22 protein-coding genes are annotated in these 25,326 nt (G+C 69.8%); 9 read left to right on the forward strand and 13 right to left on the reverse strand.

Going from position 1 to position 25,326, the window contains the following annotated elements:
- Nucleotides 1-56: 56 nt before the first annotated feature.
- Entirely contained in the window at nt 57-863 is an 807-nt protein-coding gene (locus FOJ82_RS09710) for a beta/alpha barrel domain-containing protein (RefSeq protein ID WP_185975715.1), read from the forward strand.
- A 3-nt stretch (nt 864-866) separates the two neighbouring features.
- On the opposite strand, the gene FOJ82_RS09715 is transcribed toward FOJ82_RS09710, so the two are convergent.
- The gene (locus FOJ82_RS09715; protein ID WP_143938273.1) at nt 867-2,078 is read right to left on the reverse strand and encodes a hypothetical protein; all 1,212 of its coding nucleotides are present in this window, start codon (nt 2,076-2,078) and stop codon (nt 867-869) included.
- A gap of 150 nt (nt 2,079-2,228) precedes the next feature.
- On the opposite strand from FOJ82_RS09715, the gene FOJ82_RS09720 reads away from it, so the two are divergent.
- The 4 genes from FOJ82_RS09720 to FOJ82_RS09735 all read left to right on the forward strand — a co-directional run bounded on the left by FOJ82_RS09720 (nt 2,229) and on the right by FOJ82_RS09735 (nt 7,077).
- The gene (locus FOJ82_RS09720) at nt 2,229-3,350 is read left to right on the forward strand and encodes an SH3 domain-containing protein (protein WP_143938274.1); all 1,122 of its coding nucleotides are present in this window, start codon (nt 2,229-2,231) and stop codon (nt 3,348-3,350) included.
- Between the two features lie 238 nt (nt 3,351-3,588).
- A complete protein-coding gene (locus tag FOJ82_RS09725; RefSeq protein WP_143938275.1) occupies nt 3,589-4,497 on the forward strand; it encodes a type IV toxin-antitoxin system AbiEi family antitoxin domain-containing protein in 909 nt (302 codons plus the stop codon).
- A gap of 167 nt (nt 4,498-4,664) precedes the next feature.
- Nucleotides 4,665-6,338, forward strand: coding sequence for a glucose-6-phosphate isomerase (pgi, locus tag FOJ82_RS09730; protein WP_143938276.1), 1,674 nt, complete (start codon nt 4,665-4,667; stop codon nt 6,336-6,338).
- A complete protein-coding gene (locus FOJ82_RS09735) occupies nt 6,331-7,077 on the forward strand; it encodes a SanA/YdcF family protein (RefSeq protein WP_143938277.1) in 747 nt (248 codons plus the stop codon). Before pgi ends, FOJ82_RS09735 begins: the two co-directional genes overlap by 8 nt.
- 389 nt (nt 7,078-7,466) lie before the next feature.
- On the opposite strand, the gene FOJ82_RS09740 is transcribed toward FOJ82_RS09735, so the two are convergent.
- The 4 genes from FOJ82_RS09740 to FOJ82_RS09755 form a co-directional block, all read right to left on the reverse strand.
- Complete coding sequence (locus FOJ82_RS09740) at nt 7,467-8,333, reverse strand: MetQ/NlpA family ABC transporter substrate-binding protein (RefSeq protein WP_143938278.1); 867 nt, start codon at nt 8,331-8,333, stop codon at nt 7,467-7,469.
- A 92-nt stretch (nt 8,334-8,425) separates the two neighbouring features.
- Nucleotides 8,426-9,109 carry a methionine ABC transporter permease gene (locus tag FOJ82_RS09745; protein ID WP_246099826.1) on the reverse strand — a complete coding sequence of 228 codons (684 nt, stop codon included), beginning with the start codon at nt 9,107-9,109 and terminating at the stop codon, nt 8,426-8,428.
- A complete protein-coding gene (locus FOJ82_RS09750; protein ID WP_143938279.1) occupies nt 9,106-10,128 on the reverse strand; it encodes a methionine ABC transporter ATP-binding protein in 1,023 nt (340 codons plus the stop codon). The genes FOJ82_RS09745 and FOJ82_RS09750 overlap by 4 nt, the downstream gene beginning before the upstream one ends.
- A 234-nt stretch (nt 10,129-10,362) precedes the next feature.
- Nucleotides 10,363-11,184, reverse strand: a complete 822-nt coding sequence (locus tag FOJ82_RS09755; RefSeq protein WP_143938280.1) for an aldo/keto reductase — start codon at nt 11,182-11,184, stop codon at nt 10,363-10,365.
- Between the two features lie 120 nt (nt 11,185-11,304).
- On the opposite strand from FOJ82_RS09755, the gene FOJ82_RS09760 reads away from it, so the two are divergent.
- On the forward strand, nt 11,305-11,709 hold the full coding sequence (locus FOJ82_RS09760) for a hypothetical protein (RefSeq protein ID WP_143938281.1): 405 nt from the start codon (nt 11,305-11,307) through the stop codon (nt 11,707-11,709).
- A 7-nt stretch (nt 11,710-11,716) separates the two neighbouring features.
- Here the strand turns inward: FOJ82_RS09760 and pflA are convergent, their stop codons facing one another.
- Together pflA and pflB are read right to left on the reverse strand one after the other, a co-directional pair.
- On the reverse strand, nt 11,717-12,589 hold the full coding sequence (gene pflA, locus FOJ82_RS09765) for a pyruvate formate-lyase-activating protein (RefSeq protein WP_143938282.1): 873 nt from the start codon (nt 12,587-12,589) through the stop codon (nt 11,717-11,719).
- Nucleotides 12,589-14,868 carry a formate C-acetyltransferase gene (pflB, locus tag FOJ82_RS09770; protein ID WP_425472495.1) on the reverse strand — a complete coding sequence of 760 codons (2,280 nt, stop codon included), beginning with the start codon at nt 14,866-14,868 and terminating at the stop codon, nt 12,589-12,591. The genes pflA and pflB overlap by 1 nt, the downstream gene beginning before the upstream one ends.
- 151 nt (nt 14,869-15,019) lie before the next feature.
- Between pflB and argS the strand changes: the two genes are divergently transcribed.
- Nucleotides 15,020-16,654, forward strand: a complete 1,635-nt coding sequence (argS, locus tag FOJ82_RS09775; RefSeq protein WP_143938284.1) for an arginine--tRNA ligase — start codon at nt 15,020-15,022, stop codon at nt 16,652-16,654.
- Between the two features lie 66 nt (nt 16,655-16,720).
- The gene (locus FOJ82_RS09780) at nt 16,721-17,011 is read left to right on the forward strand and encodes a DUF4287 domain-containing protein (protein ID WP_143938285.1); all 291 of its coding nucleotides are present in this window, start codon (nt 16,721-16,723) and stop codon (nt 17,009-17,011) included.
- Nucleotides 17,012-17,044: 33 nt separating this feature from the next.
- Here FOJ82_RS09780 and ppgK read toward each other — a convergent pair whose 3' ends face one another.
- Nucleotides 17,045-17,920: a polyphosphate--glucose phosphotransferase gene (gene ppgK, locus FOJ82_RS09785; protein ID WP_281279937.1), complete on the reverse strand. Its 876-nt coding sequence runs from the start codon at nt 17,918-17,920 to the stop codon at nt 17,045-17,047.
- 55 nt (nt 17,921-17,975) lie between these two features.
- Nucleotides 17,976-18,419: a VOC family protein gene (locus FOJ82_RS09790; RefSeq protein ID WP_143938287.1), complete on the reverse strand. Its 444-nt coding sequence runs from the start codon at nt 18,417-18,419 to the stop codon at nt 17,976-17,978.
- 181 nt (nt 18,420-18,600) lie between these two features.
- On the opposite strand from FOJ82_RS09790, the gene FOJ82_RS09795 reads away from it, so the two are divergent.
- The gene (locus FOJ82_RS09795; protein ID WP_143938288.1) at nt 18,601-19,506 is read left to right on the forward strand and encodes an endonuclease domain-containing protein; all 906 of its coding nucleotides are present in this window, start codon (nt 18,601-18,603) and stop codon (nt 19,504-19,506) included.
- Between the two features lie 127 nt (nt 19,507-19,633).
- On the opposite strand, the gene FOJ82_RS09800 is transcribed toward FOJ82_RS09795, so the two are convergent.
- The 4 genes from FOJ82_RS09800 to FOJ82_RS09815 form a co-directional block, all read right to left on the reverse strand.
- Nucleotides 19,634-21,262, reverse strand: coding sequence for a PH domain-containing protein (locus FOJ82_RS09800; RefSeq protein ID WP_143938289.1), 1,629 nt, complete (start codon nt 21,260-21,262; stop codon nt 19,634-19,636).
- Nucleotides 21,262-21,759 carry a PH domain-containing protein gene (locus FOJ82_RS09805; protein ID WP_143938290.1) on the reverse strand — a complete coding sequence of 166 codons (498 nt, stop codon included), beginning with the start codon at nt 21,757-21,759 and terminating at the stop codon, nt 21,262-21,264. Before FOJ82_RS09805 ends, FOJ82_RS09800 begins: the two co-directional genes overlap by 1 nt.
- Nucleotides 21,759-22,445 (reverse strand): DUF1707 SHOCT-like domain-containing protein, encoded by a 687-nt coding sequence (locus tag FOJ82_RS09810; protein WP_185975716.1) that lies wholly within the window; start codon nt 22,443-22,445, stop codon nt 21,759-21,761. The genes FOJ82_RS09805 and FOJ82_RS09810 overlap by 1 nt, the downstream gene beginning before the upstream one ends.
- Before the next feature lie 62 nt (nt 22,446-22,507).
- Nucleotides 22,508-25,228, reverse strand: a complete 2,721-nt coding sequence (locus FOJ82_RS09815; RefSeq protein WP_143938292.1) for an FAD-binding and (Fe-S)-binding domain-containing protein — start codon at nt 25,226-25,228, stop codon at nt 22,508-22,510.
- Nucleotides 25,229-25,326: the final 98 nt, after the last annotated feature.

Below are 25,326 nucleotides of genomic sequence, written 5' to 3' on the forward strand. Positions count from 1 at the left end.
CGCGTAAGCGGTCGGGCGGTGTGCTTGAGCGTGTGGGTGCGGGCATGATTGGTCCCATGACTTCTGATGCGCCGCTCACCGGACTTGTCGTGTGCCTCGACGACGTGGACGTCGACGAACTCGTGGGCGCGGTGGAGGTCCTGGTCCAGGAGGGCTTCCGGAACTTCGCCCTTGCCGCAGGCAGTGAGGCGCTCGGGGAGACCATCGAGATCTTCGCCGCTCGGGCACGCTTCGGGGCCCACGGCGTGCGCTCCACGCAGGACCTGGCGCGGCTCGTCGCCGCCGGCGGCAGCTTCGCGTTCGTCGACCTCCCGGAAGCCGACGCCGTCGCGGCCGCGCGGGAGGCCGGCGTCCCCGTCTGGGTGCAGGCGATGACGCCGACGGAGGTCCGGGGCGTGCTCGAGCTCGGGGCCGATGGCGCCATGCTCTTCCCCGCCGACGTCGTCGGCCACGCGATGGCCAAGCACCTCGAGACGCTCTCGCTCGCGGACCGGGTGGTGCCGCGCGGCGGTGTGGGTGCTTTCGCGGCGGGGGAGTGGCTCAAGGCGGGCGCTCCCGCGGTCTGCGTCGACCAGACCCTGCTCGGCGACGCCCTGAGCGGCGGCGACCTTGGCGCGCTCAGGGATCGCTGCAGCTCGTTCATCCAGGTCCAGGTCCGGGAGGAGAAGGCGGCCAAGGCGCGCGCAGCCAAGATGGAGCGGGCGCGGGCGCGAGCCGAACGAGAGGCGGCCAGGGCCGCCGAGCGGGCGGCGCAGGAGGCGGAGAAGGCGGCTGCTGCCGGTCCGCCCGAGGCGGTCGCGCCCCAGGACGCTGACGCCGTCGTGGCCGAGCGGCCGGACGCCGTCGCCGCCGAGCAGGAGTAGCTCCTAGGACTCGCCCGACCAGGACCGGCGCGGCCTCGGCTGCTCGACCGGCTCCTCCGCGTCGCGGTAGATGTCCGGCTGGCGCTCCGCGACCGGACTGTCAGATGCCGACGGCACGGGGAAGGGCTGCGTGGTCTCCGTCGGGTCCTCGTCGGGGAAGTCCTCGTCGAGCAGGAACTCCTCGGTGACCCAGCCGTGGGCCTCCGGGAGGTAGGAGTCGTCCTCGTCGTCGGCCAACAGGTAGAGCGGCTCGACGCCCTCCGCGCGCTCGCGCCTCTCCTCCTGCGTGGCGGCCCGGCGCATCAGGAGCGCGATGGCGACCAGTACAGCGCAGCCACCGGCCACCACCGCCCCCACCCAGAACCAGCTGAATGGACTCGTCCGGGCGGCCACCTCGGCCGGCTCGGCTTCCTCCGTGGCGGCGTCCCCCGTGGCCATGGGCACGGCTGAGCTCGCGGCCTCGGTCGTCGTGCCGGCGGCTGCGGTCGTCGTGGGATCCGCGGGGGTCGGCTCGGCGCTGGGCGTCGCCGGCTCGCCGGTCGGTTCGGGGTCCGCCTGCTGGATCGCCAGTGGGATGGTCCTCTCGCTGGCCAGCGTGCGGCCGTTGCCAGGGTGGACGACTCGAAGGGCCGTCTCGCCCGCGGGCAGGTCGGAAGGTACCTCCGCGTAGGTGGAGAAGCGGCCGTCCTCGTCGGTGTAGGCGAGCGACTCGCCCTGCTCCTGCCCCTTGATGAACACGTTGATCTCGCCGTTGGCCACGGGTGAGCCCTCGGCCTCCAGAGCGCCCGAGATGACGAGCAGTTCGCCGGGGTAGAGGGAGGCGTCGGCGACCGACACCGAGAGTGTGGTGGCCGCCTTGGTCTGGACCGGGGTGGGCGTGAACGTGACCTCGATGGTGCTGGGTGACAGGTCCCCGTTGCCGGTGAAGGACACCTGGAGGGTGTGGGCGGCGGTGGCGTCGGCCGACGCGGTCGTCTTGAACGAGCCGGTGCCGTCGGTCGTGGTGGACGTCGCGGGGGTGGAGTCGACGGCGATCTCGATGGTGGCGTCGGCCACCGGTTCACCGTTGCTCGTCAGGGTTCCTGCGATCGCAATGCCGGCGCCCTCGGCCTGTGCAGACGCGGTGAGGAGGGTCGGCTCGGCGGCCAGGGCGGGACCGACGAGGCTGGTCAGGAGTGCGGCGGCGGCCGTGCAGAGCAGCAGCAGTCGTCGCACCGTCGCGTGCTTCAACTCTGCGCCCCCGTCCTTGGATTCCTGAGAACCTTAACGCAGGGTCACGCCCCGTGGCGATGGCTGGGTTGCGTTTAGGGGCGATCGCCACGTAACCTGAGAATTCCTTAGGTTGTTTCTCAGGAAGGATCAGATGTGACGAGCCCCCGCCGCGCCGCCACCGAGCAGGTCGAGGTGATCACGCTTGACAGTGATTCACCGCGTCGTGCCGCCGGTGCCGGTGCCCTGTGGCCGTTCGTCCGCCGGACCATCGCCCCAGCCGCCCTGGTGGGCGTGCTGGCGGTGTCCACCGTGCTCACGTTCGTCCCCGTCGACGCCGGCACGAGCGTCGCGGACCCGCTGCACCAGGCCGAGGTGGAGCTCGGCGTGAGCCGCAGCCGGGAGCGCGAACCCATCAAGGACCTGCCCACGGGCCACCCGTCGCCCACCGCGGTCTCCAGCATCGCGCCCGTTCCTTCCCCCTCAGTGGTGCCCAGCACCACCCCCACAGTCGCGACGGCGTCACCAACCCCATCCCCCGACACGGTGACGCCGTCGCCCTCCTCCGCGGCCGAGACGCCGGTCGCCGCTTCAGCGGTGCCCGCCGAGACCGCCGAGGCCACCCCCTCCGAGCCCCCCGTCGAAAGCACCACCCCCGCTCCCGAGCCCACCCCTGAGGTGGACTGGAGCGTCCTCGGCGCCCAGACCGGCACCGTCTGGGCCACCGCCAGCGTGAACGTGCGCACCGGGCCGGGCACCCAGCACGACGTGGTCACCACCCTGCGCTCGGGCGACGACGTCACCGCCACCGACACCACCGCCGACGGCTGGCAGCAGGTCGTCGTCGGCGACGGGGCAGGCTGGGTCAAGGGCACCTACCTCGACGACGAGGAGCCCGAGGCCACGACGTCGGGCATCAACACGTCGGCCTGCAGTTCGGTCTCGGGGTCCACCTCCGGCATGACCGCCAACGCCATCCAGGTCCGCAACGCCGTGTGCAACGCGTTCCCCAACGTCTCCAGCATCGGTGGCTACCGCTCCGGCGGCGGCAGCTACCACTCCTCCGGGCGCGCGATCGACGTCATGATCTCCGGCGAGGCGGGTTGGGAGATCGCCCGCTGGGCCCGCGCCAACGCCGGTCAGCTGGGTGTGATCGAGGTCATCTACTCGCAGCAGATCTGGACCTCGCAGCGCTCCGGCGACGGCTGGCGCTCGATGTCCGACCGCGGCTCCGCCAGCGCCAACCACTACGACCACGTGCACATCAGCGTCCGCTGACCTCCGACGCCGCGGGCGCGCCTCCCCGCCGCCCGTCCGCGTGTGACGCACCCGTCGCTCAACTTCTTGCCCGTGGTATCCGGCTTTGCCCGTCCTGTAGCGCCGGCGAGATCGAACGAGACGGGCGAGAACATTCGGGTCGGTGGAGCCCTCGGGAATCCGGCCGGAATCCGTGCAGTTATCCACAGGTCCGACGACGGGGGATGCGCGCCATCGCGTCGTGGGGTGTAGTTCTTCCATGCTGCTTCACACCTACACGGAACTGCTCGCGTCGGGTCTGAGCCAGGGCGAGGTCGAGGCCAAGGTCCGGAGCGGTTACCTCGTGCGCATTCGACGCGGAGTCTACGGCGTCGCCCAGGACCTCGACCCCGAGCAGGCGCACCTGAGGTTGATCCTCGCGACGATGCCCGCCGTGCATCCGGACAGCGTCGTCAGCCACGAGTCGGCCGCCGTGCTCCATGGTCTGCCAGTGCCGCGCAAGTCGCTGGAGAAGGTGAGCCTCGTCCGCCGCACCGGTGGACACGGCGACTCGGCCGGCAGACTGCGGGTCCGGGCCACGAAACTGCGCGACGACGAGGTCACCACCGTATCGGGGATCAAGGTGACGACAGTGGCCAGGACGGTGATGGACGTGGCTCGTTCTGTCGAACTCGAGTGGGGAGTGGCCGCCTGTGATGCCGCGTTGCGAGGTGGGTTGGAGCGTGACGAACTGCTGACCTTGCTGGATGTGCACAAGCGTCTCCACGGTCTGGCCCGCGCACGACGGGTGGCGCTGTTCGCGGACGCGCGTGCCGAGTCGCCGGCTGAGTCGGTGAGTCGTGTCCAGTTCGCGCGCCACGGGATTCCCGCACCTGTGCTCCAGTTCGACATCTACGACGACGACGGCAATTGGGTGGCGAGGGTGGACTTCTGCTGGGAGGACTTGGCGCTGGTGGGCGAGTGCGACGGCATGGGCAAGTACGGGCCGCTGCTGAAGCCGGGGCAGACGCCCGAGAGTGCGATCCGGGACGAGAAGCGGCGTGAGGAGGCGATCCGGGACGTCGGCTGGGGGTTGACCCGCTGGGACTGGGGCCTCGCCTGGCAGGGCGAGCAGCTCTGCGCGCGCATCCGGCGCGCTGGCGCGCGGACCCGCGGGGGTCGTCGGTAGTTCTTGCCTGCCTTGTCCGTTCCTGCCCGCACTGTAGGACGGGCAAGAACGAATAGGACAGGTGGGAACGCGCCGGGGCGCATCCAACGACGTGCGGCGACGCCGTCGCCGCGGCTGCTGGCGGACCCGGGCGGACGGGTGGTGCGCAGCTTGGTTAGGCTGGCTCCATGACCAAGCCGGTAGATGCCACCACCACTGACGCCTGGGCCGAACTGGCCCAGCTGAAGCAGAACCTGGAGCCGGACCTGCGCGCCTGGTTCGCGGCCGAGCCCAAGCGCGCCGCCGACTTCTCGTTCCAGCTGGCCGACCTGCACGTGGACCTCTCCAAGAACCTCATCAACCACGACGTCGTGGCGGCGCTGCTGCGGCTGGCCGAGCAGGTCGACGTCGCGGGTCGCCGGGACGCGATGTTCGCGGGTGAGCACATCAACGTCACCGAGGACCGTGCCGTCCTGCACACCGCGCTGCGCCTGCCGAAGGACGCCGAGCTCACCGTCGACGGCCAGGACGTCGTCGCGGACGTGCACGAGGTGTTGGATCGCATGTACGAGTTCGCGGACAAGGTCCGCTCCGGCGAGTGGGTGGGCGTCACGGGCAAGCGGATCGAGACCGTCGTCAACATCGGCATCGGCGGCTCCGACCTCGGCCCGGTCATGGTCTACGAGGCCCTGCTCCCGTACAAGCAGGACGGGCTGGAGTGCCGCTTCATCTCCAACATCGACCCCGCCGACGTCGCCGAGACCACGCGCGGACTCGATCCCGAGACGACGCTGTTCATCGTCGCCTCCAAGACCTTCACCACCCTCGAGACGCTGACCAACGCGCGGATGGCGCGCTCCTGGTTGCTGCGCACGCTGGCCGACGACGGGGCCATCGACGGCACCGACGCCTCCAAGGCGGACGCCATCGCCAAGCACTTCGTCGCCGTGTCCACGGCGCTGGACAAGGTCGAGGAGTTCGGGATCGACCCGGTCAACGCGTTCGGGTTCTGGAACTGGGTGGGGGGCCGCTACTCGGTGGACTCCGCAGTCGGCCTGCCCGTGGCCATCGCCATCGGCCCGGCCAACTTCCGCGACTTCCTCGCCGGCTTCCACGCCGTCGACGAGCACTTCCGCACCGAGGCGCCCGGCACGAACGTTCCGCTCCTCATGGGCCTGCTCAACATCTGGTACGTCAACTTCTTCGACGCCCACAGCCACGCAGTGCTCCCGTACGCGCAGTACCTGCACCGTTTCGCCGCCTACCTGCAACAGTTGACGATGGAGTCCAACGGCAAGTCCGTGCGCTCCGACGGCACCCCCGTCACCTCGCAGACCGGTGAGATCTTCTGGGGCGAGCCAGGCACCAACGGCCAGCACGCCTTCTACCAGCTCATCCACCAGGGCACCCGGCTGATCCCGGCGGACTTCATCGCCGTCGCGAACCCGGCCAACCCTGTCAAGGACGGCGAGACCGACGTCCACGGCCTGTTCCTCGCCAACTTCTTCGCCCAGACCGCCGCGCTGGCGTTCGGCAAGACCGAGGCGGAGGTCCGCGCCGAGGGCACCGCCGACGAGATCGTCCCGGCCCGCGTGTTCGAGGGGAACCGGCCCACGACGTCGATCCTCGCGCCCGCGCTGACCCCCGCGGTGGTGGGACAGTTGATCGCGCTCTACGAGCACATCACGTTCGTGCAGGGCGTGGTCTGGGGCATCGACTCCTTCGACCAGTGGGGCGTCGAGCTCGGCAAGAAGCTGGCCCTCGAGATCGCGCCGGCGGTGTTCGGCGACGCCGAGGCCCTGTCCGACCAGGACTCCTCCACCCAAGCTCTGGTGAGCTGGTACCTCGCCAACCGTGCCTGAGGCAGACCTCGCACGACCCAACGGCGCCGCCACGGCCGGGGCGCCGATCGTCGTCCCCGCGCCGCGTCCACGCCGATGGCTGCGGTTCCTGCTGGCGGGCAGCCTGGTCGCGGGCGCCTCGCTGGTGGCGGCCGTGCTCTTCGGGGCGGGGCACGTGGCCGAGGGGTCGCAGGGCCGGATCCACACCGTCGATGACGTTCCCGAGACGCCGATCGCCATGGTGCTCGGCGCGGCCGCGCACCCTGATGGTCGGCCATCGGCGTTCCTCGCGGCGAGGCTGGACCTGGCGGTGGAGCTCTACGAGCGCGGCGCGATCCGAGCCGTGCTCGTCAGCGGAGACAACCTCGCTCGCGGTAACTTCCAGACGACGGTGATGCGCGAGTACCTCGTCGATCGCGGCATCCCCGCCGCGCAGGTCGTGGAGGACCCGGCCGGATTCGACACCTATGACTCCTGTGTCCGCGCCCGCGACGTGTTCGGCGTCGAGCAGATGGTGATCGTCTCGCAGGAGTACCACCTGGCCCGGGCCATCACGATCTGCAACGAGGTGGGCATCGACGCGGTCGGCGTGGGCGACCTCACCACCCAGCAGCGGTTCCCGCTGGTCTACCTACGCGGTGAGGCGCGCGAGTGGCTCGCAAACCTCAAGATGGAGTGGGACCTGTTCAGCCGGCGCGAGCCGCAGCAGGACCCCTACGACCCGACGCTGCTGGAGGCCGCCGGGGTGGCCGGGAACTGACGAGATCCCGGACACTGCCGCCCGGGAGACGGCGAAGGGCCGCCGCACCGGAGTGCGGCGGCCCTGTCGTGTGAGGTCTCGACACGCCCGCTCGTTCCTCGCGGGCTACTCGACCAGCGGAGGTCGTGTGAGGTCTCGACACGCCCGCTCGTTCCTCGCGGGCTACTGGACCAGCGGGAGGTCGTGTGAGGTCTCGACACGCCCGCTCGTTCCTCGCGGGCTACTGGACCAGCGGGAGGTCGTGTGAGGTCTCGACACGCCCGCTCGTTCCTCGCGGGCTACTCGACCAGCGGAGGTCGGGTGAGGTCTCGACACGCCCGCTCGTTCCTCGCGGGCTACTCGACCAGCGGGGGGTCGGGCGGGGTTTCGACACGACCAGCGGGGGTGGGTCAGGCGACCTCGCCCGGGATGACGTCGCCCGAGGGCCATTCCTGCTTGATGAAGTCGGCGACCTCCTGCGAGTGCAGCAGCTCGTCGAGGACGGCGACGCCGGGGTTCTCGTTGTCCGTGCGCCAGACCAGCAGGTTGGCGTACGGGTTGCCCTGGACGGCCTCGACGGCGATGGCGTCGTCGGTGCTCAGGCCGGCGGTGAGGATGAAGTTGCCGTTGATGAGGGCGGCGTCGATGGCCGGGTCGGTCAGCTGCTGGACGACGATCTCGGGGTTGGACTCCTCGAACTGGAGGCCCTTGGGGTTCTTCTCGTCGGTCAGCGTGAGGACGGCGTCCTCCTCGGTGATGCCGGTCAGCAGGCCGGCCTCCTCGAGCAGCTTGAGGCCGCGGTACTGGTTGGACGGGTCGTTGGTGATGGCGATCCGGCCGCCCTCGGGGATCGAGTCGGCGGAGTCGTGCTGGTCCGAGAACAGCGCGAAGGGCTCGATGTGGACGCCCTCGCCGTGCTCGAACTCGTAGCCCTTCTCGGTCATCTGGTTCTCGAGGTAGGGCAGGTGCTGGAAGTAGTTCGCGTCCAGGTCGCCGCCGGCCAGGGCCTCGTTGGGCAGGACGTAGTCGTCGAACTCGACGATCTCGAGCTCGATGCCCGCGTCAGCGGCGAGGTCGCTCTGGACGAACTGGAGGATCTTGGCGTGGGGCAGGGGGCTGGCGCCGACCTTGACCAGCGAGGTCTCGCCCGCGGCGGCCGTGGTCTCGGTGCCGGTGGTCTCACCGGCGGTGTTCTCGGGTTCGGCGTCTGCGCCGCAGGCCGTCAGGGCCAGGGCGGCCGCTACGGAGGCGGCGATGAGGGTGCTGAGCTTGCGCACGGGGTACTTCCTTCTCTTGTGGGGCCAACGACGAGTTGGCCGATCTTTCGTGGCCACCGGGCGGTGGCCGTTCCCGGACGGCCCGGGTGGTTCTAGCGGTGGTCGACGGCCCGGCTGATGCGGTCGCCGACGAACTGGATGAGCTGGACGAGGATGACCAGGAGGATCACGGTCACGACCATGACGTCGACCTCCCAGCGCTGGTAGCCGTAGTTGTAGGCGAGCCGGCCGAGGCCGCCGCCGCCGACGAGGCCGGCCATCGCGGAGTAGCCGACGATGGTGACGACGGTGGTGGTGATGCCCGCCACCAGCGTGGGCATCGCCTCGGGCACCAGCACCTTCGTGATGGTCTGCATCCGGCTGGACCCCATGGCGTGGGCGGCGTCGATCTTGCCGCCGTGGATGTCGCGCAGCGCCGTCTCGACGAGGCGCGCGAAGAACGGGACCGCGGCGATGGTGAGTGAGACCGAGGCGGCGATCGGGCCGATGGCGGTGCCGACCAGGAACCGGGTCAACGGGATCAGCGCGACCATCAGGATGGCGTAGGGGAACGAGCGCGTGATGTTGACGAAGATGGGGGACAGGATCGTGTGCAGGATCCGGTTCTCGGCCATGCCGCCGGGCTGCACCACGAACAGGACGACGCCGAGCGGCAGGCCCAGCACCACCGTCGCGAGGCTCGAGATGCCCACCATCTGCAGGGTCTCGATGATCGCCGGGGGCAACCCGTTGATGAGCAGCGGGTTGGTGAACAGGTCGCGCAGGTAGTCGATCACGCGAGGTCCTCCGTCCCGGTGGGATCGGCCAGGTCGCTCGTGAGTCGCGCGTCTGCGCCCTGCGACAGGAGCGAGTCGATCACGCGCTGCGGGTCGGTGCCGCTGGGGACCGCGATCCGCAGGTGGGAGAACGTCGTGCCGGCGAGGTGCTCGACGGAGCCGCCGACGATGTTGAGCGGCGCGCCCACCTCCGACGACGTGTGCGCGACGACGGGGCGGGTGGCGTGCTCTCCGGTGGACAGGACGTCCACGAGCACGCCGTCGACCACTGACTCGTCGACGTGGGGTGGGATCCCGAGCAGCGCCTGGCTGAGGCGGCCGTCGAGGCGGCGCACGACGTCGGTCAGCCTCCCGGACTCGACGATGCGGCCGCCGTCGAGCAGGGAGACCGAGTCGCAGATGCTCTTGACGACGTGCATCTCGTGCGTGATCACCAGCACGGCGAGCCCGTCGCGGCCGCGCAGCGAGGAGATCAGTTCGAGGATCTCGTCGGTGGTGCGCGGGTCGAGTGCCGAGGTGGGCTCGTCGCACAGCAGCACGTCGGGGTCCGACGCCAGTGCGCGCGCGATGCCGACGCGCTGCCGCATGCCGCCCGAGAGCTGCGCCGGGTAGGCGGCGCCGGAGTCGCCGAGCCCGACCAGACCGAGCAGTTCGTCGACCTTCCTGAGGCGCTCCGCCCGGCCGACGCCGATGAGTTCCAGCGGGTAGCCGACGTTGTCGGCGATGGTGCGGGAGTCGAACAGGTTGGCCTGCTGGAACACCAGGCCGATGCGACGACGCGCCTTGCGCAGCGCGTTCGAGCGGGCCGATGTGAGGTTGACGCCGTTGATCTCGATGGTCCCCGAGGTGGGGCGGTCGAGCATCGTCAGGCAGCGCACCAGGGTGGACTTCCCGGCGCCGGAGTGGCCGATGATGCCGTGGACCGAACCCGACGGCACGGTCAGGGAGACGCCGTCGAGCGCGCGCACCTCGCGCTTGCCCTGGTGGTAGACCTTGTACAGGTCCTCAACCGTGATCAACGTGCCTCCCGGCGGCCGGTGGTGGATGGCCGCAACCGGCCCATTGTCTCAACGCCGATCCCGATCCTCCAATTCCCGGCCCGGGAGTTCACCGTTCACGTCGGTCTCGACACGGTCGCTTCGCTCCCTACTCGACCAGCGGTGCTCTCGTCGGTCTCGACACGGACCAGCGGAGATCCGTTGGTCGAGTAGCGCCGCGCGACGAAGGAGCCGGCGCGTGTCGAGACCGAGCCGTCAGAGCACCGCCGGGTCGCCGCCGATGCGCACGCCGGTGTCGAGCCCGTCGATGAGCTCGAGCTGCTCGGAGTTCAGCCGGACGTCGAGGGCTGCGAAGTTGCTCACGATGCGCTCGGGCGTCCTGGACTTGGGGATCACGACGAAGCCGCGGTGCAGGTGCCAGGCGATGATCACCTGGGCAGGGGTGGCGCCGATCGACTCGGCGATCCGCACGATCTCGGGGTGGTCCAGGTCCTGCGCCGCACCGAGCGGGCTCCAGGACTCGACCACGACGTCGAGGTCGGAGCAGTGGTTGATCAGGTCGTGGGGCTGGAACGTCGGGTGCAGCTCGATCTGGTTCAGCACGGGGACGATGCCGGTCTCGTCGACGACGGTGTCCAGGTGGTCGGGGAGGAAGTTGGACACGCCGATGCTGGTGACCAGCCCCTCGGAGCGGAAGTCGATGAGCGACTCCCACGCCTCGGTGTAGCGGCCCTGGGACGGCTGGGGCCAGTGGATCAGGTACAGGTCGACGTGGTCCATGCCGAGTGCCTCGAGGCTCTGCTCGATGGCGGCACGGGCGTCGCGGCGGGCGTGCGAGCCGTTCTGGAGCTTGGTGGTGACGAAGACCTCGTCGCGTGGGATGCCGGACTCGCGGATCGCGGCGCCGACGCCCTGCTCGTTGCGGTAGCCGGCGGCGGTGTCGATGTGGCGGTAGCCGGCCTCGAGGGCGGCGAGGGTCGAGGCGTGGGCCTCGTCGTTGCTCATCTGGAACACGCCGAGCCCGATCTGCGGGATCGAGTGGCCGTCGTTCATCGTGATCAGCTCAGGGTTGGGCATGTCTGTGAGGTGCTCCTTCTAGCTCGGTGCCCACCATTCAACCCCCTGCGTCAAGTTCTCGTGCCCGGGTGTCCCAACTGCGCCGCCGCAATAGGATTGACCTGTAGGGATGGGAGGGCCATGTCGGAGCAGGTGATCGCCTCGCGAACGGCAACTGCCCGGGTGGTGGAGGCCGAGCTGGCGATGGAACCGGCCGCGGTGATGGCCCTGCGCGGACGCGAGAACACCGTCGACGCCGTGCTCGAGTGGTTCCGTGGGTTCTCCGGTGTTCCGTGGGTCGGGGGCCGGGCCACCCTGACGGAGCGTCGCCTGCACTTCGAGGCCGACTCCCTGAACAAGATGGTCCACGCCGGGCCGACGGAGGTCGACGTCGACCTGCGGCACGTCGTCGACGTCGCGGTGAAGCAGGGGCTGGCCGCCGGCACCATCGACGTGTTGCTCCCCGGCGCCGTGCTGCAGCTGCGGTGCCTGGGGGCGCAGCGCTTCGCCGGCCAGGTGCGCAGGGCCGCGGCCGAGTGCCGCTGAGGGCGGCTCAGTAGGTGGTCAGACCGTGGGCACGGAACTGCTCCCGGACCCGCTCCACGACGGCGGGCTCGGGCGGCGAGGTCTCCGCGAGCCGGTAGTCCAGCCCGAGGGAGTCCCACTTGTCGCGACCCATCTGGTGGAACGGCAGCACCTCCACGCGGGAGACGGTGGACAGCGATGCCGCGTGGGCGGCCACCAGCTCCACCTGGGCGACGTCGTCGGTGAGCCCCGGGACGACGACGAACCTGACCCAGATCTCCTTGCCGGCCTCGGCCACCCGGCGCCCGAACTCCAGGGTGGGTGCCAGCTCGCCGCCGGTGACGGCGCGGTAGCGGTCCTCGTCGCCGGCCTTGATGTCGAGCAGGACGAGGTCGAGGTCGGACATGATCTGGCGGTTGACCTTGCGGCCGAGCGCACCGGAGGTGTCCATCGCGGTGTGGATGCCGAGCTCCTTCGCCGCGCGCAGGAGGTTCTGGACGAAGGCGGGCTGCATCATCGGCTCGCCGCCGGAGACGGTGAGTCCGCCACCGGTGGCCGCGAACACCTTGCGGTAGCGGCGCAGCCGGCCGACGAGCTCGTCCAGACCCACCAGCCGGCCCTGCCGCGACTGCCACGTGTCGGGGTTGTGGCAGTACAGGCAACGCAGCGGGCAGCCGTTCAGGAAGACCGTCATGCGGCTGCCGGGGCCGTCCATCGAGGTCACCAGCTCCCACGAGTGCAGCCAGGCCAGCCGGCCCTCGCGGATACCGCGCACCTCGTCGGTGTGTGCTGCGTCCTCGACCAGCCCCAGCCCCGCGGTTCCCCGGCCGAGGAGCCGCGGGGTGGCGTCGCACCGCTCGGGTGCGTACTCCCCGGTGGAGCCGTCCACCCTCCTGAGCATCAAACGCGCTCGTGGAAGGTGCGCGAGATCACGTCGAGCTGCTGCTCGCGGGTGAGGCGCACGAAGTTCACCGCGTAGCCGGAGACCCGGATGGTCAGCTGCGGGTAGTTCTCCGGGTGCTCCATGGCGTCGCACAGGGTGTCGCGGTTCAGGACGTTGACGTTCATGTGGAAGCCGTCGGAGCCGATGTAGGCGTCGAGGATGCCGGCGAGCGCGGAAACCTGCTCGGGAAGCGTCCTGCCCAGTCCCTGCGGGACGATCGTGTTCGTCAGCGAGATGCCGTCGCGGGCCTGTGTGAACGGCAGCTTCGCCACCGACAGCGCCGAGGCCAGCATTCCGTGGGTGTCGCGGCCGTTCATCGGGTTCGCCCCGGGGGCGAACGGCTCACCGGCGCGGCGGCCGTCGGGGGTGCTGCCGGTGTACTTGCCGTACATGACGTTCGACGTGATGGTCAGCACCGACTGCGTGTGCACGGCGTCGCGGTAGGTGGGGTGGCGGCGGATCTTGGCCATGAAGCGGCCCACGAGGTCAATCGCGATCTCGTCGACGCGGTCGTCGTCGTTGCCGAACATGGGGAACTCGCCGATGGTCTCGTAGTCCACCACCAGGCCCGACTCGTCCCGGACCACCCGCACCCGGGCGTCGCGGATGGCCGACAGCGAGTCCACGGTGACCGACAGGCCAGCGATCCCGCAGGCCATGGTGCGCACGACCTCGGGGTCGTGCAGCGCCATCTCAAGCCGCTCGTAGGCGTACTTGTCGTGCATGTAGTGGATGCAGTTGAGCGCGTTGACGTAGGTCTGGGCCAGCCAGTCCAGGGTCTGGTCGAAGCGGGCCATGACGTCGTCGTAGTCGAGGAACTCGCCCTCGACCGGTGTCGACTGCGGCGCCACCTGCCGGCCGGTCTTCTCGTCCCGGCCGCCGTTGATGGCGTAGAGGAGGGCCTTGGCGAGGTTCACGCGGGCGCCGAAGAACTGCATCTGCTTGCCGATGGCCATCCCGGAGACGCAGCAGGCGATGCCCGCGTCGTCGCCGAGGTCTCCGCGCAGCAGCTCGTCGGACTCGTACTGCACCGACGACGTCTGGATCGACGTCCGGGCGCAGAAGTCCTTGAAGCCGCGGGGGAGCGACTCGCTCCACAGCACCGTCATGTTGGGCTCGGGCGCGGGGCCGAGGTTGTGCAGCGTCTGCAGCATCCGGAACGAGTTGCGCGTCACCAGCGTGCGGCAGTCGCTGCCCATGCCGCCGATGGACTCGGTGACCCAGGTCGGGTCGCCGGAGAAGATCTCGTCGTACTCGGGGGTGCGCAGGAAGCGGACGATTCGCAGCTTGATGACGAACTGGTCGATCAGCTCCTGCGCCTGCTCCTCCGTGATCCGGCCGGCGTCGAGGTCGCGCTGGATGAACACGTCGAGGAAGGTGGAGGTGCGGCCCAGGCTCATCGCCGCGCCGTTCTGTTCGCGGACGGCGCCGAGGTAGGCGAAGTACAGCCACTGCACGGCCTCCCGTGCTGTGCTGGCGGGGCCGGAGATGTCGAACCCGTAGGACGCTGCCAGCCGCTTGAGTTCCTCGAGGGCGCTGATCTGCTCGGCCATCTCCTCGCGGTCGCGGATCACGGACTCGGTGGACCAGTCGCCGTCGAGGGCGAGCTTGTCGAGGCGGCGGTCGGCGATGAGCCGGTCGACGCCGTAGAGGGCCACGCGGCGGTAGTCGCCGATGATGCGGCCGCGGCCGTAGGCGTCGGGCAGGCCGGTGATCACGTGGGCGCTGCGGGCGCGGCGGACGGCCTCGGGGTAGACGTCGAAGACGCCGGCGTTGTGGGTCTTGCGGTGGACGGTGAACGTCTCGCGCACCTGCGGGTCGACCTCGTAGCCGTAGGTCTTCAGCGCCGTCTCGACCATCCGCCAACCACCGTTGGGGATCATCGCGCGCTTCAGCGGCGCGTCGGTCTGGAGGCCGACCACCACGTCGTCGTCCGGGCAGATGTATCCCGGCGCGAACGCGTCGATCCGGGAGACGGTGTGGTTGTCGACGTCGAGGACGCCGCGGGCCCGCTCCTCCGGGAAGAGGTCGACGATCGCCTGCCACACGCGGGTGGTGCGCTCGGTGGGGCCGGCGAGGAACGAGTCGTCGCCGGTGTAGGGGGTGTAGTTGCGCTGGATGAAATCGCGGACGTCGATCGCGTCCTGCCATGGGCCCGGGGTGAATCCCAGCCAGGCAGTGGCGGTGGTCCCGTCCCCTGCTTCAGTCGCCTGCTCCTGACCGACTGTCAAAGTCACGGATCTCTCCTTCTTGATCTGTACTTCGAGACCGTAACAACGCGCCCACCTGTAGTTTTCCCCGGGGCACTCTATCCGTGGCGGAGCCGGTGTGGTAGCACTCGGCTGCGCGGATGTGAGCATTGCGGCGGCCCGTGGAAGAATGCATCGCATGCAATCCCTACCTGCGCTGCTGGACCAGCGGGTCCGCGACGTCACGGGCGTCGACCCGGAGATGCGCCCGGCCACCAAGCCCCAGTTCGGTCACTTCCAGTCGAACGTCGCGCTGCGTCTGGCCAAGCAGGAGGGTCGTCCGCCCCGCGAGGTGGCGGCGGAGATCGTCGAGCGCCTCGACGTCGCGGACCTCTGCGAGCCGCTCGAGATCGCCGGTCCCGGGTTCATCAACTTCCGAATCCGCGCCGAGGTCCTCGCGCGCGCCGTGAGCGCGCTGCTGGAGGACCCGAACGACGGCCTCAACCGCGCCTCGCACCCGCAGCGTGTGGTGATCGACTACTCCGCGCCCAACGTCGCCAAGCAGATGCACGTCGGCCACCTGCGCACCACCATCATCGGTGACTGTTTCAACCGGGTCCTCACGGCCCTCGGCCACACCGTCATCCCGCAGAACCACATCGGCGACTGGGGCACCCAGTTCGGCATGCTGATCGAGGAGGTCCTCGACGAGGGCCTCGACGCCGGCTCGCTCACCCTCGCCGAGGCCGACGCCCTGTACAAGCGCGCCGCCAGCAGGTTCCGGGAGGACGAGGAGTTCGCCAGGCGCGCCCGGGCCCGCGTGGCCGTCTTCCAGGGCGGCGACGAGGAGTCACTGCGGATCTGGCAGCAGCTCGTCGACATCTCGAAGCCCGCATTCAACGAGGCCTACGAGCGCCTGCACGTGCTGCTCACCGACGACGACCTGGCCGGCGAGTCCACCTACAACGACGACCTGCCCGTGCTGGTCTCCGAGCTCGAGTCCTCCGGCGTGGCAGTGGTCGACGACGGGGCGCTGTGCGTGTTCGTCGACGGCTTCGACGCGCCGCTGATCGTGCGCAAGAGCGACGGGGGTTACGGCTACGCCACCACCGACCTGGCTGCCATCCGGCGCCGCGTCGGGGAGCTCGACGCCGACCGGATCATCTACGTCACCGACGCCCGCCAGGCCGGCCACTTCGCGCAGACCTTCGCGGCGGCCCGCAAGGCCGGCTTCCTGCCCGACGACGTCACCGCCCAGCATGTCGGCTACGGCATGGTGCTCGGCAACGACGGCAAGCCGTTCAAGACGCGCGACGGCTCGGCCGCGACCCTGTCTTCGCTGCTTGACGCAGCTGAGGAGGTGGCTGCCCCGCCCATCGCGCTGGCCGCCATCAAGTACGCCGACCTGTCATCGGGCCTGCAGAAGGACTACGTCTTCGACGTCGAGCGCATGGTCCAGACCACCGGCAACACCGGTCCGTACCTGCAGTACGCGCACGCGCGGATCTGCCAGATCATGCGCAAGGCCGAGGCGGAGGACATCGGGTACGGCGCCGTCGTGGTGCTGGCCGAGCCGGCCGAGCAGCAGCTCGCCCTGCTGCTGAGCCGCTTCGGGGAGATCGTCGACGAGGTGGCCACGAGCCTCCAGCCGCACAAGCTGTGCGGGTACCTCTACGACCTCGCCGGCGCCCTGGCCACGTTCTACGAGCAGTGCCCGGTGCTGAAGTCCGAGGGCGACGTGCGCTCCTCCCGGCTCGCGCTGTGCGCCGCCACCCGACAGGTGCTCGCGACTGGCCTCGGCCTGCTGGGGATCGAGGCGCTCGAGCGGATGTGAGGCGCTGTTCGTCTGAACCTGCCGGGGCGTAGCGTTCTGCGCACCAGAACCGACAGGGGGACGAACATGTCATTCCAGGCCTACCTCGACGCGATCGAGGACAAGACGGGACTCACACCTCGACAGTTGGTCGACATCGCTGCGCAGAAGGGGTTCGACGACCCGTCGGTCAAGGCGGGCGTGATCCTGGAGTGGCTCAAGAGCGACTACGACCTCGGGCGCGGCCACGGCATGGCGCTCGTGCACGTGATCAAGAACGGCACGAAGATCGACTCCAAGCACGTCGGCTCGGGTGGCTCGCACAGCGACGCCAGCGACACGCTCTGGCTCGACGGCAAGGCCTCGCGCCCGGCCTGAGCCGGGCGTGGCGGGACCGCGGTCCCGGGCGTCTCAGACGGGCTTCTTCTTCGCCTTCGACGGTGCGGCCTCCAGGTCGGCTGCGTGCAGTGGGTCCGGGTGTGCCAGGGCGTCACGGGCGGCCAGTGCGGCGCCGATGATGCCGGCCCGGTTGCGCATCTTCGCGGGCACGATGGGCGTGCGCAGTTCCAGCAGTGGGAGGAACTGGTCGCTGTCCTTGGACACGCCGCCGCCCACCACGAACAGGTCGGGGGAGAACAGCATCTCGACGTGGCTGTAGTAGCGCTGGAGGCGCTTGGCCCACTTCGGGTAGGAGAGCCCCTCCTTCTCCTTGATGGAGGAGGCGGCGCGCTTCTCGGCGTCGAAGCCGTCGATCTCGAGGTGGCCGAGTTCGGCGTTCGGGATGAGCGTGCCGCGGTAGATCATCGCGGAGCCGATGCCGGTGCCCAGGGTGGTCAGGATCACCAGGCCGGGGTGGCCCTTGGCGGCTCCGAAGTTGACCTCCGCCAAGCCCGCGCCGTCGGCGTCGTTGACGATGGTCACGTGGCGTCCGAGTTCGTCGGCGAAGAACTTCTCCGCCTCCAGGCCGGTCCAGGACTTGTGCAGGTTCGCGATGAACGGCACCCGGCCGTGCACCACGGGGGCCGGGATGGTGAGGCCCACCGGTGCGTCGCCGATGGTGTCGGAGAAGTTGGCGATGATCTCGGCGATGACGGCGGCGACGTTCTGGGGCGTCGACTTCTCCGGCGTGGCGATGCGGAGTCGGTCGGCTGCGAAGTCGCCCTTCTCCAGGTCGACCGGGGCGCCCTTGATGCCCGATCCTCCGACGTCGATGCCAAGAATGATGCTCATGGTGGACAAGCGTAGCGGCACGGGACCGGTTCCCGCGCGGGGATCCCACCTACGCACTGAGCGTGAGAGAGCGCTCTATCAAGCCGGGCTCGACGGCGGAGCCCCCGTTGGGTCAGATGGATGCTCGGCCCTCGTCGTCGACGGAGAAGCTGGGGTTGTGCACGAAGTCCCAGCGGAACCCGTCCGGGTCGGCCACGCAGGCGCTGGTGCCACCCCATTCGCGGGTCTGCGGCTCGGAGATCGACGTCGCGCCCGCGGCCAGGGCCCTCTCGTGGAGGACGCGAACCTCCTCGGCGCTTGGGGTGTTGTGGCCCAGCGACATCGGCGGCGCCTGCGGGCCGTGGCCGACGTCCCCGTACTCGCCGGGCATGCTGGCGACGTTCCAGAGAGCGAGCACCTGCCCGTGGCCGCTGCGGACGAACGCGATCTCGCCCGGCACCTGGTTGACCAGCTCGAACCCGAGGCCGTCCACGTAGAAGGCGCGCGACGCCTCGACGTCACGCACGCCGAGGGTGATGGCGGTGATGGTGGGAGGGGCGCTGTTCTCGGTTCCCATGCGGCCACGCTACTCGCCAGGTCGGGTCACAGGACTGACCCGCTGAGAATGGAACTCGCATCGAAAATGGAGCGTTTCAAACGCGCTTCGATTTCCGTTCCGGGTGCAGTTCTCAGCGGGGTCCGGCGGTGACCGCTGTGGACAATGACCGACGGCCGCTCCGGATTCCCAGAGTGTGGGCATGGAACATCCACTCAGGTGCCATCCGCTTGTCGTGCGCAGGGAACTGCCGCGGTCCGGTGGCACGATCGACCGGTTGCTGCGCGACGAGCGCCTGGTGCGCATGCTGCCCGGCGTCCACCGCTGGAGCGACATCGAGGAGACCTTTGAGCTCCGGGTTGCCGCCACCCGCAAGTGGGATCCGGACGCGATCTTCGTGGGGAGCACCGCCGCCCGGCTGAGTTGGTGGTCGGAGCTCTCGGATCCGCTGGTGCGCGTGTCCTCCAGGAGCAAGCGGAAGGCGACCGCCTGGTTGAGGCCGACCGCGCAGCCGGTGCCCGACGAGCTCGTCGCCGAGAACGCCGACGGGCTGCGCCTGGCATCCCCGGAGTGCTCCGCGTTGCAGCTGGCGGGTGCAGGACACCGCGATGCCGTGTTCGAGGCGTTGCGGCGTGGGCTGAGCCTCGCGCACCTCAACGAGGCGCTGGCCTGCTTCCCGAAACGCCTCCGCGGGAACCCGCTGCGGGCCCTCCGCATGGCCGAGTCCATGGATGAGCCGTGGTCACCCCTCGAGCGGGACGCGCACGTCCTGTTGCGAGCAGCGAAGGTGACTGGTTGGGAGGCCAACCACCGGATCGAGGTGGGGGACAGGGTCTACTTCGCGGACATCGCGTTCCCCGAGGCGCGACTGATCGTGGAACTGGACGGCTGGACCTTCCACTCCATCGCGGACCGTGTTTCCGACAACGATCGCCAGAACGACCTGGTCACCGCGGGTTGGACAGTGGTCCGGTTCAGTTTCGAGACCCTGGACTCGATGGTGGGCCTCGTCCAACGGGTGCTGGCCGCGGATTGGACGGCCGCCCCACTCGCGCTGGGGGTGATGAGTGCGGCAAGGGACGACACCGGGGACTGGCACATCGCCTGAGACAGGAGGCTCGAGGACAACCTGCTGATTCTTCGACCCGGAAACCCGCAGGAGCAAGTGTGAATCGTTTCGGGATCGGTTCCGGGTCGCAGAATCAGCGCCTTGGGTACTTGCCCCTCCGCTGGGTTCAGCGAGACGAGCCCGGAGGTGCCGCCGGAGGACCGTAGGAGTGGCGATCGTCAAGGTCCTCGCCCGGGTCCGAGTCGGTGGGTTCCCCGACGCCCGGGGGAGCGAATCCCGTCAGGTAGCTCGGCTCGCCGGGTGTCTCACGCGCCACGCGGGCACGCTCGACCTGGGAATCGAAGAACTCGCGGGCCACCTGCGCGTCCAGGTGGTAGACCTCCATGTTCACCGGGCCGTCGGTGGTGTGGATGGCGGCCGTGGCCAGGCGGAGGCGACGCTGCAGCGGTCCTTGCGTGATGCCGATCGACTGCATCCGGCGGTGGGGGACGAGGCTGATGGTGTGGTCGAGCCAACCGTGGTGCGCGACCAGCGTGTGCTCGTCCACGCCCCAGAGGTGCCGTTTGAAGCCCAGCGGCGTCAGCCAGCGGGCGCGGTCGGGTTGCCCGGTGAGCGGGATCGTGTCCAGGTTGATGCCGGGCCAGAACGCGGCCAACACCCGGCGCACGTCCTCCCAGCGGCCGTAGGGCAGCACCATGTCGCTGCGTTCGCCACCCTCGCCGACCCCGCTGAACCCGAGGACGGTCACCCGCACCCGGTAGAGACCGGTCAGCCGCTGCAGGTAGTCCTGGTGGACCGAGACCGCCTGGATGCGGTCGGCCTTCAGGCTCTTGGAGACCTTCGTGAACAGCCCGCGCCGGATGTGTAGGCCATCGGGGACCTGCGTGAGCGTGAAGTTCCAGTTGGACACGATCTGCGACCACAGGTAGCCGCCGACACCGAACACCACGCCGAAGACGGCGGCGATGCTGAAGCCCTCACCCACAACCAGCATCACGACGAGGAAGGCGATCCCGCCGAGCAGCCATGGCAGGAACGAGGAGACGAACAGCCCCAGCAGCAGTGTGCCCGCGGACATGGCTATCACCTGTTCCAGCACCGGCTGGGCCGGGGGCGCGCCCGGCCCCTGGCCCTGCACGACCGCGGTTCCGCCGGGAACCGCATGGTCGGAGGCGACCGCAGGGACCTCGACGTCGGTGTGCCGGGCGAGGCTGCGCATCCGCCGGAGGAGCTCGTCGCGCAGCGATTCGGCGCGCTCCCGGCTCAGGAACTCGATCTTCTGCCCGCCCGCGCCGCCGACGTCGATCTGCACGCTCGCCAGCCCGAGCAGCCGGGCCGCGAGCGAGCGCTCGATGTCCACGGCCTGGATCTTTGCGTAGCTGATGCGGCTGGACTCCCGCGAGAGGAAGTTGCGCTCGATGCGGAACTCGTCCTCGTCCGCGACGAACGTCGTGGTGCGCCACTCGATGACGCCCCAGATGCCCGTGAGCAGCACCACCAGCAGGGCCAGACCGGTGAAGATCCAGATGCCGGGACCGAAGTCGCGGACGGCCTCGAACCCGTTCTCGATCAGCTCGCGCCCCACCACGAACACCAGGCCGAACAGCGCGATCCAGCTCTTGGCGACGCCGGTGAGGGGGTGCGGCCGCTCGACGGCCCGGCCAAGCTTGGGCGCCGGTGGAGTCACGGGCGGTGGGCCGGACTGCGCGCCCGGCGGCGGCCAGTGCTCGGGAGCCTGAGGCGGTGCCCAGTCGTCGGGAGCGGGCGGCGGCCAGGACTCGGAGTCGTGGCTCATCAGATCCCGGCCTGCAGGAGCTCTCCCCGCTCCATCAGCCGGTCGCGCAGGGCTGCTGCGTCCTCCCGGCTGAGACCGGGGATGGTGATCGTTCCGCTGGTGGAGGAGGTCACCAGCTCCACGCTGGCAAGGTCGAACGAGCGCTCGATCGGTCCGGACTGCACGTTCACCAGTTGCATGCGGCCGTAGGGGACGCCGGTCAGCTGGCGCCAGGCCAGGCCGTGGGTGATGTAGATGTCCACGTCGGTCTCGGCGTAGCCCCACCGTCGGGCCGCACGCGGCTGTCGCAGGATCCGCCACAGCCAGATCACCAGCAGCACCGCGAGGACGATCCACCAGGTCGGCCCGGGTGCCCATAGTGCGAGGGGGATCACCACCACAGCGATCAGGATCGGCCACGTGATGAAGATCATCAGCATCTTCAGCTTCAGGTAATTCGGCGAGAGCGCCCGCCACTCGACGCCCGGTGGGCGGAACAGCGGATCAGAGTCGGGCATCACACGAAGTTATCGTACTTGCGGGCCTTCCTGATGCCCGGGCCGAGCACCTTGACGTCGCCCAGGATGGTGGCGCCCTCGATCCGGAGCACGACGCCGTCGTCGGTGGGGATCGCCCCGTCGCACTTGTATTCGCCGATGACGTTGGTGATGTTGCTGACCACGCGCACGCCGGCGGGGATGCGGATGCGGATCTCGCCCAGCACGGCCGTTGCGCGGATGGTGATCTCGCGCTGCGTGAAGACGGCGTCGACCAGGTCGACGCGGACGTCGCCCAGCACCGAGACCAGCTCGCTGTACGCGGGCATCACGAGGCCCTTCTCGGGATGGTAGTTCGAGAGGATGGCGCGGCCGCCGGTGAAGGTGTCGGCCGACGTCGGCGCCCCGATGCGCGGTGGGGGCACGGGGGAGTTGGGATGGTCGTAGGCGGCGAGGCCTGCGGGCTGCGGCGGCTGCGGCAGCGGCTGGTGCTGCGCCCGCAACTGCCCGGGCTGCGCGCCGGGGATGAGGTCGATGGTGAGGTCGTCGAGCTCCCCGAAGGTCTTGGCGTTGTAGGCGTTGCTGATGCGCTCGTCATGCTCCTCGAACGTCAGCCGACCGTCCGCGTAGGCGTTGTTCAGGACTCGGGCCACCAGCTCCCGGTCCTCGTCGGCGCAGCGCAGGTGCGAGAAGGTCTTGGCGTTCACCCCTCGAGTGTAGGTGGTGGTCGGGGCCGCCAACCCGCCGGCCGGGGGACTTCAGGGAAGGGTCAGGGTTGCGCCGGACGCGTGGCCCTGGCGAGCAGTTCCACGACGTGCACGTAGTCGTTGCCGGTGGCGCGCGTCATCCCGATCTCGCAGGTCCGGTTCGCCGATGCGTAGGCCGCGTACTCGCGTCGGCCCACCTCCTCGGCCTCCGCCGCCGTCGCCGAGGCGGTCAGCTCCGGGTGCAGCAGGCCGCGGTCGCCGGCGAAGCCGCAGCAGCCCCACGCCGTCGGGACCGTCACGTCGGGACTGATGAACTCGGCGATCGCCACCATGTGGCCGTCCAGGCCCAGCTGGTTGGTGGAGCAGGTGGGGTGGAGCACGATCGAGTCGATCGGCGCGGTCACGGTCAGTTGCGGCAGCAGGTGGACGCGCGCGAACTCGAGGATGTCGACGACGTGGACGTCCTTGACCCGTTCGGCCATCCGTCGCAGGCCCTCGGTGCAGCTCGAGGCGTCGCACACGATGGTGGTGGGTGCCTCCTCCGTCAGGCGGGAGCGCACCTTGTCCTGCATCACCACCAGGCCCTCGACCAGACCCTTCGACTTCCACGGCGTCCCGCAGCACAGTCCCTCGGCGTCCATCAGGCGCACGGGGACGCCGGCGCGGGTGCACAGCTCCTCGAAGGCGCGGTACACGCCCTGGCCCTCGGAGCCGAACATCGTCTGGATGCAGGCGGGGAAGTAGGCGGCGACGGCGACGTCGCGACCCACCTCCCTGCGCGCGGGGCGTCGTCGGATCCGCTTGCCGCCGGAGGGGAGTCCCGAGTCATAGGAGGGCACGACGTCGGCCCCGAGCGCCCTGCGCCCGAGCTTGGTGGCGATCCCCGCGAGCGGGCCGCTGTGCCGGGCCGTGGTCATCGCCTTGCCGCCCAGCTTGGTGACCGTCCCCCAGGACTTCGCGGCCGCCTTCCAGGCGCGCTGCTCGCCGGGGGTGGCCTGCTCCTCGCGGAGGCGGCGGACCAGGTCCCCGGTGTTGATGCCCAGCGGGCAGCTCACCCCGCACATGCCGTCGACGGCGCAGGTCTGGTTGTTGGCGTAGTCGTAGGACTCCGCGACGGCCTCGGCCAGTTCCTCGTCGTCGGGGTTGGCGGCCAGTTCACGGCGCAGCACGATGCGTTGGCGCGGGGTGAGGGTGAGGTCGCGCGAGGGGCACGCCGGTTCGCAGTAGCCGCACTCGACGCACGTGTCCACCTCGGGCTCCACCGTCGGCTGAAGCTTCAGGTGCCGGGTGTGGGCGGCGCGGTCGGTGGTGATCAGGACGCCCGGGTTGAGCATGTTCGTCGGGTCGAACAGGCTCTTGATCTCGCGCATGATCTCGAACAGCTCGTCGCCGTACTGTTCGTGCACGAACGGCGCCATCACGCGACCGGTGCCGTGCTCCGCCTTCAGCGTGCCGCCGGCTGCCAGCACCATCCGCACCAGGTCACGCGTGAACCGGCGGAAGCGGCGCAGCGAGGCCGGGTCGTCGAAGTGCTCGTTGAGCATGAAGTGGAGGTTGCCGTCGCGGGCATGCCCGAAGATGACCGAGGCCTCGTAACCGTGCTTGGCGAAAAGTGCGGTCAGCCGGCGGCAGGTCTCGGCCAGCCGCTCCACGGGCACGGCGATGTCCTCCAGCAGCGCCGCCGCACCGATCGGGCGGTTGCCGGCGACGGTGGTGTAGAGGCCCTTGCGGATCTTCCAGAGCGCGGCGCGGGTGGGCCCGTCACCGGTCAGCTCGACGGGCTTCGTCACGGGCAGGGCGGCAAGCAGGTCGGTGGTGGCGGTGACGCGCCCGGCCAGGGCGTCGGCGGCCTCGTCCTGCATCTCGAGCAGCAGCGCGGTGTGGTCGACGACCTCGAGTTCGCGCAGCTCGGCGGTGGCCTCCGGCAGTTCCTGGGCCACCCGCAGCGACGTAGCGTCCATCAACTCGATCGCGTCGAAACCCGCCGCGACCAGGGCGGGGAGTGCCTCCGTGGCCGACTCAAGGCTGGGGAACACGGCGAGGCCGGTGGCGGCGTGCTGCTTCAGCGGCAAGGTCCTGAAGGTCGCGGAGGCGACGAAGGCGAGGGTGCCCTCGCTGCCGATCAGCAGGTGGCGGGCGATGTCGATGGGGCGGTGGAAGTCCAGCAGCGCGTTGACGCCGTAGCCCATCGTGTTCTTCATGGCGAACTGCCGCCGCACCTCGGCCTCGGTCTCCGGGTTGCTGCGGATGCGGCGGCGCAGCATCAGCAGCCCGTTGACCAGCGTCGGCTCGTGGAGCCGCAGGACGATGTCCGCGTCCGGGTCCGAGGTGTCCACGATGCGGCCGCTGGGCAGCACGAACACCAGCGACTCGAGCGTTGCGTAGGTGTTGTCGCGGGTGCCGCAGAGCATGCCGCTGGAATTGTTCGCCACGACGCCGCCGATGGTCGCGGCGATCTCGCTGGCCGGGTCGGGCCCCAGCTTGCGCCCGTGCCGGGCGAGCACGGCGTTGACGTGGCGCAGCGTCGCGCCCGGGCCGACGCGCACACGGGCGCCGTCGTCCAGCACCTCGATCTCGCGGAACTCCTTGCGCGTGTCCACCAGCAGGTCTTCGGTCTGCGCCTGGCCGGAGAGACTCGTGCCCCCTGAGCGGAACGTGATGTGTCGACGGTTGTGGCGGGCCTCCGCGAACAGCAGTGCGACGTCGCCCGCCGACGACGGCGTGGCGATCTCCTCGGGGATCAGGAGGAAATGCGAGGCGTCGTGGGCCTGTGCACGTCTCATCAACGGACTCCGGGTCCGGACGAGGCCTCGCGACTTGGCATTCACTGGGTAAAGGATAGCGGTCCCCAATTGGTTGGGCGTGCTGAATCGCGCTGTCC

Origin of the sequence: Tessaracoccus rhinocerotis (genome assembly GCF_007197885.1) — a bacterium.
Lineage (GTDB): Bacteria > Actinomycetota > Actinomycetes > Propionibacteriales > Propionibacteriaceae > Arachnia > Arachnia rhinocerotis.